Origin of the sequence: Streptococcus sp. 11-4097, from assembly GCF_018215285.2 — a bacterium.
In the GTDB taxonomy this organism is placed as follows: Bacteria; Bacillota; Bacilli; order Lactobacillales; family Streptococcaceae; genus Streptococcus.
Window position 1 is genome coordinate 1778176 of record NZ_CP185262.1, and the last position, 19688, is coordinate 1797863.

The 19688-nt window shown below is 40.6% G+C and carries 5 protein-coding genes; 3 read left to right on the forward strand and 2 right to left on the reverse strand.

From position 1 onward, the window contains the following. Nucleotides 1-63: 63 nt before the first annotated feature. From recU to KB197_RS08830, 3 genes are all read left to right on the forward strand, one after another. The gene (gene recU, locus KB197_RS08820; protein ID WP_033685492.1) at nucleotides 64-660 is read left to right on the forward strand and encodes a Holliday junction resolvase RecU; all 597 of its coding nucleotides are present in this window, start codon (nucleotides 64-66) and stop codon (nucleotides 658-660) included. Continuing rightward, nucleotides 657-2840 carry a penicillin-binding protein PBP1A gene (pbp1a, locus tag KB197_RS08825; protein WP_212573681.1) on the forward strand — a complete coding sequence of 728 codons (2184 nt, stop codon included), beginning with the start codon at nucleotides 657-659 and terminating at the stop codon, nucleotides 2838-2840. The genes recU and pbp1a overlap by 4 nt, the downstream gene beginning before the upstream one ends. Before the next feature lie 197 nt (nucleotides 2841-3037). Continuing rightward, nucleotides 3038-4294 carry an ISL3 family transposase gene (locus KB197_RS08830; RefSeq protein WP_212574075.1) on the forward strand — a complete coding sequence of 419 codons (1257 nt, stop codon included), beginning with the start codon at nucleotides 3038-3040 and terminating at the stop codon, nucleotides 4292-4294. Between the two features lie 135 nt (nucleotides 4295-4429). Here the strand turns inward: KB197_RS08830 and KB197_RS08835 are convergent, their stop codons facing one another. Both KB197_RS08835 and KB197_RS08840 read right to left on the reverse strand, forming a co-directional pair. After that, the gene (locus KB197_RS08835; protein ID WP_064276678.1) at nucleotides 4430-12766 is read right to left on the reverse strand and encodes an SIALI-17 repeat-containing surface protein; all 8337 of its coding nucleotides are present in this window, start codon (nucleotides 12764-12766) and stop codon (nucleotides 4430-4432) included. A 142-nt stretch (nucleotides 12767-12908) separates the two neighbouring features. Then, entirely contained in the window at nucleotides 12909-19439 is a 6531-nt protein-coding gene (locus KB197_RS08840; RefSeq protein WP_212573598.1) for a SpGH101 family endo-alpha-N-acetylgalactosaminidase, read from the reverse strand. Nucleotides 19440-19688: the final 249 nt, after the last annotated feature.

A 19688-nucleotide genomic window follows, 5' to 3' on the forward strand; every position in this document is an offset into this window, starting at 1 on the left:
TACACCTTTCTTTCTATTTTTATGGTATAATAGAGTGATGTTATTGTACCAATAAGGAGAAATATGGTCAACTATCCTCATAAAATTTCATCAAAAAAAAGCCAAACATCCATTTCTCAACCAAAAAATTTCGCAAATCGAGGAATGACTTTTGAAAAGATGATCAACGCTACAAACGACTACTATCTGACGCATGGTATGGCAGTTATCCATAAAAAGCCAACGCCTGTTCAGATTGTTCGAGTAGACTATCCTCAACGTAGTCGAGCCAAAATTGTAGAAGCCTACTTTAGACAAGCTTCCACAACAGATTACTCTGGCGTATATAGAGGACATTACATTGACTTTGAAGCCAAGGAAACGCGGCAAAAAAATGCTATCCCAATGAAGAACTTCCATCTTCACCAGATTCAACATATGGAACAAGTTCTAGAACAGCAGGGCATTTGCTTCGTACTACTTCATTTTTCTTCTCGACAAGAAACTTATTTGTTGCCGGCACTTGATTTGATTCGCTTTTATCATCAAGATAAGGGCCAAAAATCAATGCCACTTGGATATATTCAAGAATACGGATATTTAATAAAGCAAGGAGCTTTCCCTCAAATTCCCTATCTCGATATTATCAAAGAACGTTTACTAGGTGGTAAAACAAGATGAATAAACAAACTATTCTGCGATTCTTAAAGTATATTGGAATTACATTTCTTACCTTATTTATCGCATTATTTCTATTAGGTGGAGGTGTCTTCCTCTACTTTGTTAGCAAGGCTCCAGCCTTATCTGAAAGTAAATTAGTTGCGACAACCTCTAGCAAGATTTATGACAACAAAAACGAACTGATTGCTGACCTTGGATCTGAACGTCGCGTAAATGCCCAAGCAAATGAAATTCCTACTGACTTGGTCAAGGCCATCGTGTCTATCGAAGACCACCGTTTCTTTGATCATAGAGGTGTTGATACCATTCGTATCATGGGGGCGGCATTGAGAAACCTCCAAGGGAAAGGAGGGCTCCAAGGGGCTTCAACCTTGACTCAGCAATTGATTAAATTAACTTATTTCTCTACTTCAACTGCCGATCAAACCTTGTCACGTAAAGCCCAAGAAGCTTGGCTAGCCGTTCAATTAGAGCAAAAAGCAACCAAGCAAGAAATCCTGACCTACTACATCAACAAAGTCTACATGTCTAACGGTAACTATGGAATGCAAACCGCAGCCGAAAATTACTATGGAAAAGACTTGAAGGATTTAAGCTTGCCACAGTTAGCACTCTTAGCCGGAATGCCTCAAGCACCAAACCAATATGATCCATATTCCCATCCAGAAGCTGCTCTAGAGCGTCGTAACTTGGTACTTTCAGAAATGAAGGGACAGAAATATATCAGTGCAGAAGATTACGAAAAAGCTATTAATACGCCTATCACTGACGGTCTTCAAAGCTTGAAGTCAGCCAATAGTTACCCAGCCTATATGGACAACTACCTCAAAGAAGTAATCGACCAAGTCGAACAAGAAACGGGCTACAACCTTCTTACCACAGGTATGGAAGTCTATACTAATGTCGACAAAAATGTTCAACAGAGACTTTGGGATGTTTACAATACAGATGAGTACGTTGCTTATCCAGATGATGAACTTCAAGTAGCTTCCACTATCGTGGATGTAACAAATGGTAAAGTCATTGCTCAGTTAGGTGCCCGTCACCAATCAAGTAATGTATCTTTCGGAATCAACCAAGCCGTTGAAACCAATCGTGACTGGGGTTCTACTATGAAACCAATCACTGACTATGCTCCCGCTTTAGAATATGGAGTCTATGACTCTACTGCTTCTATTGTACATGATGTTCCTTATAACTATCCTGGCACTGATACTCCAGTCTACAACTGGGATCATGGCTACTTTGGAAACATTACAATCCAGTATGCTCTTCAACAATCACGAAATGTCACAGCCGTTGAGACTTTGAATAAGGTCGGTCTAGATAGAGCTAAAACCTTCCTTAATGGTCTTGGTATCGACTATCCAAGCATGCATTATGCAAACGCCATTTCAAGTAACACAACTGAATCCAACAAACAGTACGGTGCAAGTAGTGAAAAAATGGCTGCTGCTTATGCTGCATTTGCCAATGGTGGTATCTATCACAAACCGATGTACATTAATAAAGTTGTCTTTAGTGATGGTAGCGAAAAAGAATTTTCTGACCCTGGTACCCGAGCTATGAAAGAGACCACTGCTTACATGATGACAGAAATGATGAAAACAGTCTTGACCTCTGGAACTGGTTTTAACGCCTATATTTCATGGCTTCCTCAGGCTGGTAAGACAGGTACCTCTAACTATTCAGATGAAGAAATCGAAAATCATATTAAATCAAGTCAACTTGTTGCACCGGATGAAATGTTTGTCGGCTATACTCGTAAATATTCGATGGCCGTATGGACAGGTTACTCAAATCGTCTTACTCCAGTCATCGGCAATGGGTTCACAGTTGCTTCTTCAGTCTATCGTTCAATGATGACTTACCTATCAGAAGATGACCACCCAGGAGATTGGACTATGCCTGAGGGCTTATATAGGAGTGGAGAATATGTCTTTAAGAATGGAGCTCGTCCTACATGGACTGCTCCTGCTACTCAACAAAGTTCTACACCTGCTCCTGCGAGCCAGACTCCAGAGACTTCAACCTCTCAGTCAAGTGTAACGACACCAAACACAAATCCAAATGCAAATACAGCTACTCCCAATGCTGGAACCAACGAGAATACGGTAACACAACAACCAAGTACCAATCAAGGTCAGCCTAACCAAAATCCTCAACCAGCGCAACAATAAATTACTAACCACCCAAAAATTGGGTGGTTTTTCAATCTTTTCTTTATTCAATCAATAATTAGATAATAAAAACGGCTCTATAATATTTGTAGTGGGTAAATCCCCTATAGATATTATGGAGCCTATTTTTGTGTAGAAAAAAAGTCCCATATGACCTATAATGAAAAGCGACGAAACAACTCATTAGAAAGAATCATATGGAACCATTACATTTTATCACAAAACTACTCGATATCAAAGACCCTAATGTCCAAATTATGGATGTTGTTAATAGAGATACCCACAAGGAAATCATCGCTAAACTGGATTATGAGGCCCCATCTTGTCCTGAATGTGGAAGTCAAATGAAGAAATATGACTTCCAAAAACCATCGAAAATTCCTTACCTTGAAACAACTGGTATGCCTACCAGAATCCTCCTTAAAAAGCGTCGTTTCAAGTGCTATCATTGCTCTAAAATGATGGTCTCACAGACCTCTCTCGTCGAGAAAAATCACCAAATTCCTCGTATTATCAACCAAAAAATTGCGCAAAAATTGATTGAAAAAACTTCTATGACCGATATCGCTCATCAACTGGCTATTTCAACTTCAACTGTCATTCGCAAGCTTAATGACTTCCGTTTTAAGCATGATTTTTCTCGTCTTCCAGAGATTATGTCTTGGGACGAGTATGCCTTTACCAAGGGAAAGATGAGTTTCATTGCACAAGATTTTGATAATCTTAACATCATCACTGTTCTTGAAGGCAGAACACAGGCTATCATACGAAATCACTTTCTGCGCTACGAGCGAGCTGTTCGTTGTCAGGTGAAAATCATTACGATGGATATGTTTAGTCCTTATTATGCCTTGGCTAAACAGCTTTTTCCATGTGCTAAAATCGTTCTAGATCGATTTCACATTGTACAACACTTAAGCCGTGCTATGAGTCGTGTTCGTGTCCAAATCATGAATCAATTTGAGCGAAAATCCCATGAATACAAAGCCATCAAGCGCTACTGGAAGCTCATACAGCAGGATAGTCGTAAACTCAGTGATAAACGTTTTTATCGCCCTACTTTTCGCATGCACTTAACAAATAAAGAAATTCTAGACAAGCTTTTGAGCTATTCAGAAGACTTGAGACACCACTACAATCTCTATCAGCTCTTACTTTTTCACTTTCAGAACAAGGAGCCAGACAAATTCTTCGGACTTATTGAGGACAATCTAAAGCAGGTTCATCCTCTTTTTCAGACTGTCTTTAAAACCTTCCTCAAGGATAAAGAAAAGATTGTCAACGCCCTTCAACTACCCTATTCCAACGCCAAATTGGAAGCGACCAATAATCTCATCAAACTTATCAAGCGAAATGCCTTTGGTTTTCGGAACTTTGAAAACTTCAAAAAACGGATTTTTATCGCTCTCAATATCAAAAAAGAAAGGACGAAATGTGTCCTTTCTCGATCTTAGCTTTTCTTCAACCCACTACAGTTGACAAAGAGCCATAAAAACCTGAGAAGGCCAATTGTACTTCTCAGGTTTTTTGTTCTATACACTCCACTGGTTTAGAATACTATTAAGAAAGAGTTTAATTGTCATACACAACTAATCTTTTTTGCTTTTTGCTACAAAGATAGCAGATAAGGCTAGTCCAACGCTTGCCAAGAAAATAGCTGTTTCTGACTGTTTTTCACCAGTCTCTGGCAATCTCTTGTCTTCCTTGGCAACTTGAACTGGTGCTTCTGGAGTCTGAGATTTTTCTAACGAACTTAGCTTAAATTCTGGTTTTTCTACTGTCGGAGCTGGTTGGTCACCTACGGTTGATAATGGACCTGTGTAGGCTGGTAGCTCATGTTTCAAGGCCATAACGGAGTTAACTCCACCCTTGAACTCTGGTTTCTCTACTGTCGGAGCTGGTTGATCGCCTACGGTTGACAATGGCCCTGTGTACTCTGGTAGTTCGTGTTTCAAGGCCATAACGGAGTTGACTCCACCCTTGAACTCTGGTTTCTCTACTGTTGGAGCGGCTTGGTCACCTACGGTTGACAATGGGCCTGTATAAGCTGGTAGCTCATGTACCAAAGCTTCAACTGCATTCACACCACCCTGAAACTCTGGTTTCTCTACTGTCGGTGCAGCTTGGTCACCTACGGTTGACAATGGGCCTGTGTAGGCTGGAAGCTCATGTACCAAGGCTTCAACTGCATTCACACCACCTGTAAATTCAGGTACCTCAAGCACTGGTGCTGGTTCTTCACCCTTGCTCGATTGAACAGGTTCTTCTGTCAATTCTTGATAGAAGCTCGCCAATTCATAAAACTCAGCCTTGCCACCTTCCCAGACCAGTTTAACATCTAGAAGAGAACCACCATTTCGGATAGCAAATGTTTGGAGACTAGATGTAATGGCGCCGAGGTCTGTCCAGCTCTCTTGACCATCCTTGAGTGTTCTCGCTTGAACTCGTGCTTTCGCTCCTTCAGGAAGGCTTGAAACAAGGCGTAGATGGTTGGCATTGGTTGGTTCTGACAAGTGGTAAACCATTTCACCCTTATCATTTTCCGCCTTGTAGCTAGTCAAAACTTTTCCGTCTACGAGATTAGTATAGAAGTTGCCTCGGCTTTCGCCACCGTTTCCTTCTACAGTTGGATCATTGATTGATTTGACAAATTCGCCATCATTGATCACCAATTCTGTAAATCCTACAAAACGAGCATCATAGTCAGCTGTATAGAGGACACGAAGATAGTTTGCTTTGACTGGTGTCGTCAATTCACCCTCGATATAGCGATTTCCTGGCATCTTAGAATCATGTGTCCAACCATCTGTCAATGAATCATCGTGTGTACTATTAGCTACACCATCTCCCACTGTCACAACATCTGTCCAGGTTTTACCGTCTTGGCTGACTTGGATTTTACCATCACGAAGATAGTTTTGAGTTCCGTCTTGGATGTAGGCTCTGATCTTCTTGATAGTGCGTTCGCTACCAAGTTTCAAGGTTACATGGCCATCTTTATGGGCATAGTCTGAAAACTCAACGAAGTTGTTATACACTCCATCAAACAATTGATCGAGGTTATTAATCTTACGAACATCATTACTTCCATATGTTGGATGAATGCCCATAGTTGTAGATTCTAGTTTGGTTGGTTGTACTTCTTTAGTTGTTACAAGGATAGAAGTCGATGGAACAGCCTGCTCTTGGTCTGTTTTATTCACAAGACGAACATAACGTACCAAGTGGGTCGCGACAGATCTGTCTGTCAACTGGCTAGCTGGTGTCCATTCTTGAGCATTTGCAGAGTACTCTAAACTTAGGGCTGGGTTGGCCTGTCCTTGGAGCTGTATGCTCTTGACTTGATGGATACGATCAAGCTTCATACCTAGATAACTATTCGCAGGAAGTTTGGTTCCAGCTGGAATTTGAAGCTCGTAACTGCCCAAGCTATCCACTACTGGTGTTTCTTTCAAAGCATCCACGTTGGTGTCTGTTAAATCGCTATTTCCAGAACGTGTCTCAACAGAGAAGTCTTGGATACGCCACCAAATGTCACTTGCCTTGGTATTTCGTACTCGGATGTAACGAGCATTGATAGCTCTAGTCACTTCCTTAGTTTGTTCTCCTGCCAAACGATCTAATTCTTGCCATGCAATTCCATCTGTAGAGTACTCAAGTACACCTGTGCCAAGTTTATCATCATTTCCTTGGCGAAGACGAACTTTAGTCACTGACTTGATTTCACCGAGGTCAAGCTGTGCCCAGGCATCTACTGGAGTCGTATTGCTACCGTCAGCATTTGCCATCATGGCTTCTGTATTGTCCTTGCCATCAGTGATTTGACGGGCTGAGGTATTTAGTTTGTAAACTAAGTTTGAGCTAAGACTAACTGTCGTCGCTTGTTGGCCACGTGCTTTTTCAACTGGACGGTTGACTGCAATTTCCTGAACCGCAAACCAGGTATTTTCACGATCTTCTGTCGCAACCATACGAACTGCCTTAGCCTTAATATGGAGATTCTCAAATTTAAGAAGAGATTCATTTCCGACATAGCTTGGCTCTTTCAAGGTTACCCAGTTATCATTTTCATCCAAATACTGCACTTCAGCCTTGCTAAAGGTATCATGTGGATTTGCCTGAGTTCCCATAGCAAAGGTCAAGGTTTGGATATCTACCGGTTTGTTGAATTTCATACCGATATAATCACCTGTCTTGATGCTATTTGGTGATTTAATCAAGGCATGAGTTGCCAAGTCACCATCCGTTACTTCTGCCAAACCACCTTCTACACCTGTTCGATTGGTAATAAAGGTGCTGATGATTTGATCTGGATACAAGACTTTTTGAACTTCAGACGCTAGAACTTCTTTCAAGGATAGGATAAATGGACGGATATGTTGAACACCCAATTCAGCCTTTTCAAGATGGTCTACATAATGGAAGGTATGAGTTTGAGACTGTTCGTACAATTTCAAACCTTTATAGTAGCTATCCCAAAGTTTGGCTGCATCATTTGTAGCCATAGCCTCTGTTCCTGTTAGGAAGGCATCAAGGGCATTCATTTGGTCGATTGCATTATCCAACCAATAGTGGATCTGTGCAACCATCTTTTGATCACCTGATGCTTTATAAAGTTCAGCTGCTTCTTTAATCTTGGCAAATTCTGCACGCAAGGTTGCACGTTCTGCAGTTACATCCTGACCCGCTTTGAGCTTAGTCATGAAGTCTGTCAATTTTGGAGCTAATTCAACTGATTCTTCTAGTTTAACGACACGACCATCCATGTTTTGGTTAATCATATGCTTACCAAGTTCGCGGAAGGCTGCTGATACCTTGCTATCTTCAAAATGACCATTTTCAACAAAGTTGAAGGCAATGTCATTGAGTTTCTTGGCCTCTTCTTCTGATTTCCACTGTTTCCATGTATATTGAGCTCCAGCGAAGAGGGCTATCTTAGATGGTTCAGACTGTTGCATTGGGTTCAACATGATACCAGACAGCAAGCTTGGATCTACATTCGGATGAAGGAATTTCTCACCACCACCTAGAATCAAGTGTTGTTTAGAGTTATCTGTAACTGGCCAGTTCACCCAAAGTGATACTGGACGATAAGTTTTACCACCTGCAGTTAGATTGTTCTTGAGAGTTGATAGGAAGCCTTCAGAAACTTCACCCCAAATCTTACCCCCCGTCAAAGTCATAGAGGTTGAACTTGGGAGATTTTCATTTAAAGATTTCAACTCTGCTTCACGCCCATTACCCCAATACTGACCTGGAACAAAGATCATTTCTTTGCGAAGTCCACTATAAGTTCCTTGCATTTCTGTCAACCAGTTAGTCATATCCTGCATCAAGCGGTTGTAGCTATTGTAGCCTCCAACTGGGCTTGGTGCATCATCGGCTAGAATACCAAATTCACGGACACCCACTTTCATCAACTGGGTAAATTTAGCCTTGATGGTTGCCAAGTCTTCTTGGTAATGCGCTTCATTACCAAATCGGATACGGTTGTTCATGAATGGATGAATGGTCCAAACATAGCGAGTTTTACTTTGATTTCCAACGCGAGCAAGTTCACGAATTTCAGCTAGTTTTTCTTCTGGGTAAAGTTCACGCCATTTCTTGTTGTGGTATGGATCATCTTTTGGTGCGAAGAAGTATTGGGTCAATTTCAAATCGCCACCAAAACGCATGAGTTCAGCACGATCTGCATTAGACCATGGATTTCCATAGTAACCTTCGATGAAACCACGGTTCTTGATTTCAGCGTAATCTTCCACTGTTACATTGCGAAGAACTGGAACTTGACTTTCCTTGAGCATATGTTTCAAAGTTGTCAAACCATAGAAGACCGCATCTGTGTCTTTTCCGACGATGGAAATCGAATTATCCTTGATGGTCAAAGCATAGGCATCAATCTTATCAAAGAGACCTGCTGAAACATTAGACAAGTTTTGTTCTGCTTGTGAACCTTGCCCATGCACTCCAAGATAGATATTAGTTGCGCCAGCAACTGCTGATTTACTAGTAGTATAGGATACTTGATTGTCCCGCAAGACACTCTTCAAGCGATTACGAGTATAGACATCGAGTTGATCTCCCATTACCAGATTGACTTGCTTACGAAGAGCTGTGACTCCTTCTCCATAAGTCACTTTTTGTGGAGTTGGGAAAACCTTGTACTCTTTCTTGAGATAATCTGCGCTCTTGCTGGCAGCTGCAATACTATCTTCACTAGCTGGTTTGCTTGCAGTGAATTGATCCGCTAGTTCAACTGTTCCATCACCTGTTTGCTCGACTTTTGGAGTTTCAGGTGTAGATGGTTGTGCTGGTTCTGGTGTTTCTTGTCCCTCTTTGATAGGCTTCAATAGATGAACTTCAGCTGCACTTGCAAAGCCCCCAACACCTGATAGAACTTTCAACTCAATCTTGTTGGTATGAACCGCCGTAAAGTTGACTGTTTTTTCTTGAGCGTTGTTGTCCCAGTTTCCTTCTGAAACCTTGACCATTTGGCCATCTTTTTGTGCGTAGATTTCGTAGCGAGTCACGACCCCATTTCCACCACCTGGACGTGGGAGATAAGTCAAACCATTGACTTTTTCTGCTTCTTTCAAGGTCATAGAAAGAGTGTACGGAGCAGTATCACCAGTCCATTTAGTATGCCAGAAGGTATTTGGATCATTGTCAAAGGCTTTTTCAACAGTACCTTCAGTCGCTGTTCCTGGTGTTTCTTGACTAGTTGCAGAAACTGTGAAATGATCTGTTGGAATCAAACGAGGATTTACAAATGGTTTAGCTGACAACTCTGCACTATGTAAAATCCCTTTGAACCCACCGATGCTCTCAAGCGGTAGAACCAAGCTATTGTGAGCAAAGCGAGGGTGAGCTGGATTTGCGATACGTTCAATCTTCTCACCATCCACATAGAATTCCGTTGATTGTGGTTTGGTCACGATAGAGATTTGATAACGTTTATTCTTTTCAAGTTTTTTCTTGAACTGGATATGGAACTGTTCAAATTGATAAGCAAGATAGCCGTCTTTATCAGCTAGATAGATACGGTTGTCTCCACTTGTTGAGAAGGTTTGTTCACCGTCTCCAGTGACAGTTACATCAAACTTCAAGACATGACTTGGACCAACGTCACCTGCCAAGCCTTCAATACTACTGTCTTTATCAAATGCTAAACCTTGATCAGTAGCTTTTATTTTCTTACTTGCATAGTTTTTCACTGTTTCAGGATTGATAGTAAATAAATCACTTTGATCAATCTCTTTTTCAGGATTTGACTGTGGCGCATAAGGGCTCGTTGGTAGGGTACGTTCTGCAAAGGTCGCAGCCGCACGGTCAGATCCCCAAGTGCGTTCTGCAGTTGTTTGCATGCTCTTAAAGAAGCGTTTAAAGATATCATAAGATGTCAAACCTGTCTCATGAAGATCAATATTATCATTCCAAACTGCGTGACCACCACCAATTACATTTGGATTTGATGCTTCTAGAAGTGGACCATGACCTGTTCGGAAATCATTTGGTGTCCACCTATTATATTGTGTTTCATAGTTAGCATAGTCACCATAAGCTGTTTGACGATTATCACCATTTGGTACACTATAGGTTGGAATATCTGTTATGTTGATAATCTTAGCTCCTTGAGCAATAGCTTCTTTTGGTTGCTGCCAGCCAATACTCCAGATATCAACTTCTACATCTTTCCAATCGACCGCTGTTTTACCTCGTTTCGCACTGAGCGATCCCCAAATACGAGGTGTATAGCCTTTCCCTTTAATGTATTTAATAAGGTCATTGACATAACGACGATAGCTTTCTCTACTTCCGTAGTATTCATCCGTTCCGATATGAACAGTAGATACCCCATGAAGTGGTGCATCTGGACCATCAAGAAGTTTATCATAAACTGATTTGACAAAAGCCAGCGTTTCATCGTATTTATTATCTAGGTCGAGCATGGCTACGCGTTCTACGTTATGTTTACCTCTGTAATCGCTCAGGCTACCTTGATACATGAGGTCTGGACGAACTTTGACAAATGACAGAGCATGACCTGGCGTGTCAATTTCTGGAACTAGATTGATATGCAAGGCCTTAGCAAGTTTAATCAGATTTTGCATCTCTTCTTTAGTATAGTGCTCATCTGATGTTAATTTTTGACCATTCTTACCGACAATATCTGTCTCTACACGGAAACCTGTCTTAGCATGTTCTAGAACATACTTAAGCTCTTCTTCTTGTGTTAGATTCTTACCTGCCAAGTGTTCCTTTAGGAAGATATAGTTATCGTTGAGGTGCAACTGCAAGTCGTTCATCTTGTAGTAAGCCATGTTAAGCATGATGTCTACAAGGGTGTCATAAGGAATAAATTTACGACCTGTATCTAGCATAAAGCCACGGTGACTGAAGCTTGGGAAATCACGAATTTCTCCATTTTGGAGATTGCTTTCCCCCATTTGAAGAAGAGTACGAGTAGCATAGAAGGCTCCTGTGTTCGTTGCAGCTTCGATGGTAATGACACCATCTTGAATCATGATGCCATAGCCTTCCTTACCATACCCCTTATTTTCAACTTTTTTAAATTCAATTCGTTTTTGAGCCTGCTTGTCACCTGTCGCAAGTTCCAATCCACGGCTGGCAAGGTCTGACTGGTAGAAGGTTGCTGCTTGTTCAAAGCCGGAATCCCCCGTCGCAAGAACTGTATCTGAAGTGATAGAAGATTGACCTTCTTTTCCATACCATTGTTGAACAGCTGGTGCTACTTTTGGTTTGACACCCACACCTTCGTCCTGATGTAGGCCCTTGATGACTACTTCAAATTCTTTAGTAAAGGTATGTGAATCTTTAATTTGCTCTACCATAACCTTAACGCGTTGATCAGTCAAAGGTTTATAAATATGATTTTGAAGGTCAATCACACCTTGTTTGTTGCTACCGATAAGACTGACTTTTCCTGGTAGAGTTGGCAAGACAAGAGACTGTCCGTCTTTAGATATAGTCAATTCTGTAACCTGACGGATATCCGTTACCTTACTTGTATCAGGGATATTTGAATAAGCTCGAATTTCTTGAATACCAACGTTTCTCCAGCCCATTGTGCCCGCTTGATAGTCATTGATTTCTAACTTGAGATATTTAGCTTGAATACTATTGGCTAAGTCAACTTTCTCATCTAAAACAGGTTCTCCAGTCTTGGTATGAGCTAGTTTCCATTGTTTTTCTCCACTAGCATTTACATCATCTTGACCTGCATAGTAGAGACTCCAAGATTTGATATTTGGATCATTTTGCCCATTGCGAACACGACGATCCCAATCAATTTCCACATGTCTAATAAGTGTAGTCTTGGGAAGAGTTAATTCGAAAGTTGGTTTGTCAATATTTTGATTTGTTGCCCAACGAGTATCAGGATTACCGTCCACTGCCTTGTCAGCAGTATAAGGAGTACCAGTTTCTGAGTCGTTTACTTGAACAGTGACACCTTCTAAGTGGTTACGATCTTCTCTATCTTCAATTTGCTTTTCAACTGGTTTGATTGTAGGTGTAGCTGGTTCTACAGGTTTAGAATCTGCTTTTGGTGTTTCAACCGGCTTCAGAGTCTCAGCTGGTTTGGGAGCTGCTGGAGTTGTTGCTGGGCTTGTTTCTTCACTTGCTGCAGGACTTGTTCCTGCAGTATTTTCATGATTTTCTTCATGACCTGCATCTGCCTTTGCCTCTGATTCAGCTTTCTTTAAAACAGCTGCTAAATCGTCCGGCAACTTATCTAGTGGCTGAGCTTGTGTGATTGTTCCTTCTTTCTCAGGTGTTCCAACTGTCTCTGCAGCTTGCACTACATTTGCACCAAAGATACTAGCACCTATCATTACAGAGGCTGCACCAATTGCAAATTTTCGAATACTATAGTGACAACGTCTTTCAAAAAAATGTCTATCCATCTTTCTCCTATTCCTTTCTCCCACTTATTACAGTAAGCGGTCTCATTTTTGATTTGAAAATGGAGAGAACCTAGAGGTTCTCTCCAACTAAGTTATTTCTGTCTGAATTCTAGTTCCTGTAAGTTCTAAAATTCAGTCTTCTTTAATTTTCTTTTCGTTTTGTCGCAAGGACAGCAGCAGATAAGGCGAGACTGATGCTAGCTAGGAAGATAGCTGTATCAGATTGGCTTTCTCCCGTTTCTGGCAATCTCTTCTTATCTTCTGTTGAAACTGAAGTTTTAGATTCTGCAAGTTTACCTTGGCCCAATTGACTAATCTGATACTCAGGTTTTTCAATAGTTGGTGCTGCTTGATCGCCTGCTGTAGCCAATAGCCCTGTGTAGGCTGGCTTTTCGTTTACCAAAGCTTCTACCGCATTCGCACCACCTTTGTATTCTGGTAATTCATGAACTAAGGCTTCTACCGCATTGGCTCCACCTTTGTATTCCGGAACTTCATTGACAGCTGCTTCTGCCGCATTAACACCACCTGTAAATTCAGGAATTTCAACTACTGGTGGTTCTTGATTTCCCTTACTTGTTAGTACTTCAGGCTCTGGAGTTGGAACTGGTTCTGGAGTTGGAGTTGGGGTTGGCTCTGGAGTTGGTGTTGGAGCTGGGGTTGGCTCTGGGTTTGGAGCTGGGGTTGGCTCTGGGTTTGGAGCTGGGGTTGGCTCTGGATTTGGAACTGGTTCTGGAGTTGGAGCTGGAGTTGGCTCTGGGTTTGGAGCTGGCTCTTCAGTTTCTTTAATCTCTTTCAAGCCTTCTACCAATTTATCAAGTCCTTTTGGAGTTAATATGTTATGTTCTGCAAGACCATTCTTGTACGCTTCAACAGCTGCCAAGTATTCTTTCGCATCTTGACGATCAATCTTACGAACACGTTCTACTTCAGCATTGTATGCAGCTTCATCTAATGGTTTATCATCTTCAATTGGAAGGACGAAGCGTAACTCCGCTGCTGAAATATGTCCAGGATCACCGTATGTTTCGTTACCAGTAAAGATTGCTTTCTTCACTTTGATTGGAGCATCGAAGTTAATCACTTTTGTTTTCGCATTATTTTCCCATCCAGTAAAGCTAAAGTTATGTTCTTGTCCTTTTTCATCAATCACTGTAAGGCTACCGCTCATCACACGTCCGTTTGGACCTGAAGGACGAGGAACATATTCAAAGCGAGTTGATTCCATCGGATTATTGAACTCTACTGTTAACGGTTTCCCTAAGCTATTCACTCCATAAGGTGTATGCCATAAAGTATTTGTATTGCCATCAAATGCATACCATACATTATCTGCTTCTTCATAAGGAGCATCAAGATCATGGATATCGTCCCAATCTGGAGCGCTACGTTTCACAGCAAGTTTTTCTTTAGCCTCGTTAACGCGTTCTATAAGAGCTTTAGCATCATCCACACTAATATTATCGTCCGCTTCTAATAAAGCTGCTACAGCGTCTTTATAAGCATTTAATGAATCTTGTTTGTAGTTGCCATTTATGACTGGAGTATTCTTTTCGTATGCTTCATCGATGAGCATCTTACCTGTTAACTTGATTTCTTCAATTTCAAGGTTATCTAACATGAAGTCTTTATAACCTTTGAAGTTGATTTCGTTATTGTTTGAATCTCCTTTAGTATCTGCACCACGCGCATTTGAATAAATACCAATCCAAGTATTTCCACCCTTTTCACCTGTTACATAGAAACTTACTTTCTTAGGAGTTGATGAATTTTCCCAAGTGTTTTCTAAATCGTATTTCGTTAATTTACTACGACGAGTATTTTCGCCATTACCGATTACGAATGAGTATGCTCCATGTGAACCTGCTTCATAATCGAAGGTTACTTTATAAGTCTTACCTTCTTCGAAGCGGAAGTTTTGTGGAATTGTTTGGTAAACGAGTTTGTCATTTCCTGTTAAACCGTTCGTCTTCAATGACCAATTTCCTTCGATAACATCGTTGACTTTCTTACCATTCCATCCACGTTGAGTATATGGTTCGTGTTTTTCAGATAAGTGAGTACGGTTATCTTGTACACCTTCAACATCGCCGACTACGAATGGGAAGATACCTTGAGGCACTTCTTCAAAGTCTTGTTTGAATTTACCATTTCCTGTATCGTGTTTTTCGTTATACATTACAGATTGGTTTTCAAATACACGAATTTCATCGAAGTAAGTTGCTGCTGCATCTGCATCACGTCCAAGTTCTAATGTCACATTAGAAACATCTTCGCCTGTTGTGAAGTATACATACATATTTTGGAAGTAACTTGTATTATCCACAGTTGCGTTCTTCTTAAGTGTGTTATGCGCATGTGCTTGTACATAGTTCTTCGCAATTGATTTGTTTGTGTAGTTAGAAATTACTTTGTCGCCTACACGGATTGTGATATCTGCACGTGCATCGCTTCGATTATCCACGCCTACATAAACAGCATATCTTGTATTTGGTTTTAAATCTGTTAAGCGTTGTTTCAATGTCACACGTTCAGTGTTTCCTTGAATACGTAACATTTCGTTAGCTCCTTGAGATTTCACGATTTCAGCATGAGCGCTGTCACCAGTTTTTTCCCAATGATCTAATGTTCCGCTGTTGAAACCTTGGTCATAGATGTGTAGACCTTCACTCCATACCATTGTCTTCTTGCCTTGAGGAGCTTTGTAAAGTACATATGGTTGGTTCGCTTCTCCCGTAATTTGAATCTTACGGTCTGCGCCAACTGTTAATTCTACAACATCTTTCTTACCTTGGTCTGTTAAACGATAAAGGTATACTTTATCTCCAGTCCAATCTTCTGGAAGAGTCCATTCAGTTGTTCCACCTTCAGTTGTGTAGAAGTACATCTTTTCTTTGTCGCCTGTTAAAGCTTTCCCATTTTCATCCCAGTTCCATGGTACTAAGTAGCTTCCACCATTTTCGATCACACGACCGTTTAATGTTGTTACACGTTTGCGGTAGTCTGGGCTGTTAGGGTCGTTTGATTGACGAACAATCTTCACTTCATCCCCATTGTCATTTGTTAAATGTACTTCCATCTCTGGAGTCCACTTGTAGTTTTGACCGTTGTCGCTCATCGCAACTGGGTCACCGTTCACCCATTTAGAAACTTTGTAGTGTTGGAAGAACTTCGTCATGATGTTGTTTTCGAAGAGGTTACGAATATATCCTTCGTAGTCGCTTCGACCTTGCCATCCTTCGAAGTCTTTCATGTTATATCCACCAAGTAATGGATAGTTAGCGGCACCACCGTAGCTTGGATAGTCACCTACCCATGAGTCTTTTTGGTGGTTACGGATGAATCGAGTGATATTTGAGTTAATACCTTTCAATGTATATCCACCGTAAGTTAAGTCAGCTGCCCAGTGTTGGAATGTTGAGTCATATTCCGCACCGAAGCCCCACTCAATAGCCATACGCCATCCTTGAGAGTTTAATTCTTTAGCAAGTACGTGAGTTGGCCAAGCAGTGTTATCTCCTGATTGTCCGTTACCCCAAACGTCCACATAGATGAAGTCTAAGTCAGCACCTAGTTTTTCTCTTAACTCTTTCCAACGATCCAAACGTCCATGAGCTAAGTCATATTCTGCATCGATGTTGATACCTTGGTCTAACCAGTTCCAACCGTACATATATGTTCCGTCAGAGTTTCTACGTAAAATCGCTTCGCTGAAGTATTTAGATTCAGGATATGTTTCAGAAGCATTGACGTGAATACCGATTTTAGCTCCGTATTCTTTTGCTCTTGCTAATAATTTCTTGAAGTCTTCAACGCCACCGATTCTCTTACCGATATCCGCATAGTTTAAGTGACCTGAGTCGTGACCTTCACTACCATACCCTTTAAGTAGGATTGATTGGCCTAAACCATCCGTGTGTAAGTTAATCTTCTTAATACCATCTAATGTCATTAAGAATGGGTTTTGCGCTTGAGATGCGAAGTTCATCGCAATACGATACGCTACTAAATCTGGAACAGATTCTGCTCCTTTTGGATTGTTCATGATATTACGATATGCAATCGCACCATCTTGCCAGTCCACAACATTATCTTTGTTTAAGTCTTTTGTGATGACTACTTTAGAACTTGGTAATTCTAATGTGTATTCTGGGAATACTAAGTTCTTATAAGCACGTTGGTACCAGTAAGGTGAGCTTTGGATACCTAAATAGTTTACGCCTTCTACACGTTCTAACGCTGTTGTTAAACGTGCAAAGTCATTTCCTCTGTATGTAAATTGAGAGTTACTCCAAACAGATGCTGCTAATTCATTAGAAGAAACAAATCCATACATGAAGCCGTAAGTATATTCATTCATCTTGCCTTCTTTCAAGTCTAAATGATAGTCTCCACGGTTATGTGTGTTTGTAGACATTTGAGCTCCGTCGAATTTTGCACCTTGTTTGTTAGAACCAACAGAAACAAGTGTGTTTCCTGGGAATTCAATAGTTTGGATTAATTTGCGAACATTGTCGACTGGTTTACCCATTTCGACATTGTTTTTGTTCACTACTTTTGTCACATCGAAGTGCATTTCGTTGCCAACTAATTGTAATTTTACAGTGATTTCAGCGTTGATGAATTCATCATCGTTTCTTACTTTCATTACATATTCTGCAGTAGTGTCATCAATCTTACGGTATTGAACTTCTGGAGTGACTAATACACCGTTGATTGACATTTTATCTAATTTTTGAACTTGACCTGTTAACGTTTTTCCATCTAATTCATATTCTTTAACACGTGGAAACGCTGTGTCGATAATCGCTTTTAATTGTTCTGATTGTAAAGTTTCATAGTGAACATCTTGGTCATTGCGACGCAACCCATCATCCACAGCTGGAGCTTCTTCTTCAGGTTTGATGTTATCTTGGTTATCCGCTTTGATCGATACAGAAGATAATTCTGTACCGTAAGTACCAGCTTTGAGGTAAACTTTATTCACATCAGCTAAAGCGTTCTTGACAACTTCTGGAACGACTTCTGTGCTAAATAAATTTTGTCCATTATTTGTAGCATTTAATTGACCGTCTTTTTTGTAAACGATAGATAGGTGGTTTTCTTCACCTACATTTGGTGCTTCTACACGAGTCTTACTATACCAAGTGTTTACATTTGGTCCTTTGTATTGCCAGAACCAACCGCCCTTGTCATACCCAACAAAGATGTTGTTGTCATTATCTTTATATTTTAGATATACCCCAAAGCGTGTTTCAGCTGGAGGGGTGTTTGCCTTGAACGTTAAGTCAACGCTTACATTTCCTTCCGCATCCGCCTGTAATCCAGCTTTTTCAAATAAAGCTTCGTTTGCTCCATTGTCGTTAGCTGTTGTTGAAGTTAATTTGTTGTAGCGTACTCCGCCTTCTTCAACGACTTCAACATTCCCTTTCACACGGCTTACTGAGTCCCACTCTTTTTTCACTTCGGCAGTAGCGCCGCTAGTTTCTCCCGTTGCTGCTTCAGCTGGTTTATTCTCAGCTGGTTTGTTTTCAACTGGTTTTTCTTCTTTCGGCTTATCTGCTTTTGGCTTTTCTTCAACTGGTTTTTCAGTTTCCTCTAAATTCGCAGGTTTTGAACTAGAGATTCCCTTAATATGATCTTGGATCCATTTTAATTGTGCTGGAGAGAAAAGGATTCCTCCACTACGAACGCCAACCACACCATTTTGATGAACCCCAATCAATTTACCATCCGTGTCAAAGATACCGCCACCGCTAGCACCTGGTTGTCCACCTTGATAACCAACTCCTTGGACTCCTTCACCATAAGATTCAGCAAAATCCACAGCAGTGTTAATAACTGGTGCCAACTTACCAGCAGGATAGCCAAACATATTGACTTTATCCCCAACTTTCTTAACAACTGGCTTTTCAGTAACTTCTACAGGAGCATTTTCAAGAACTGTACGCAATCTTACAAGAGCCAAATCATTCTTATAACCCTTTAGATAGCCATCTCGATCCCAGTGAATCACATCTTTTTTACTAAATTTTACATCTTCTAAACCAGGGTAAGAGATACTAAAAATATCACCATCCCCTTTGTCATTGTCCACAACCTTACGAATATTTCCATCTTGTTGATCCTTGATAAAGTTGTGAGAAACAGTCAAAACAAGATCCTTACCAATGACAATACCACTACCTTCTCCTGATGGAGTCTTAATCTTAACAGTAGCGCCATAGTTCAATTCTCCATTTTTTGTTTTGGCAACATCTTCAGGAACTAGACTACCAGTATCTTGTGCTAATTGATCTTTATTTACCTCTTTACCATTATCAGTAGCTTTTTCAACTTTACCTTCTAATTCTTTCGGCAACTTGTCAGTATTTTCTTTGTTTTCCTTTTCAAGAGCTAGTAACTCTTCTTCAGTTTTTGGTCCATCCGTTGTTTCAGCAGAACCTGGATTTGCTGCTGCAGCCTCTTTATCGAAATCCCGTCCATTATCGCTCGCTTTTTTATCCAAATCTGCTAGCTCACTTGGTAAATTATCTGTTGAGCCAACTGTTGGTGTGTTAGCCAATACTGGAGCAGTAGCAAAAAAACTAGCCCCAATCATAACTGAAGCAGCACCTAGTGCAAATTTACGAATGCTGTATGTACATCGTTTTTCAAAAAATCGTTTATCCATTAACTCCTGATTCCTTTCATCAATCATCGTAAGCGTTTACATTTCTTGCTCGAAAAATACTCCTTTCTATCTGAAAAGTGCAATGCTTAACGTTTATAAAAAATAATTACACTTTTAATATAACAATTTTTAATAGATAAAGCAATAGAAAAGCTAGGAAAATTGCTAATTTTTTTTCTTAATTCTGACAAAACCATACTCTGAAATTAAGGGGAAAATTGTCACATAATAAAAAGGATTTAGCATTCC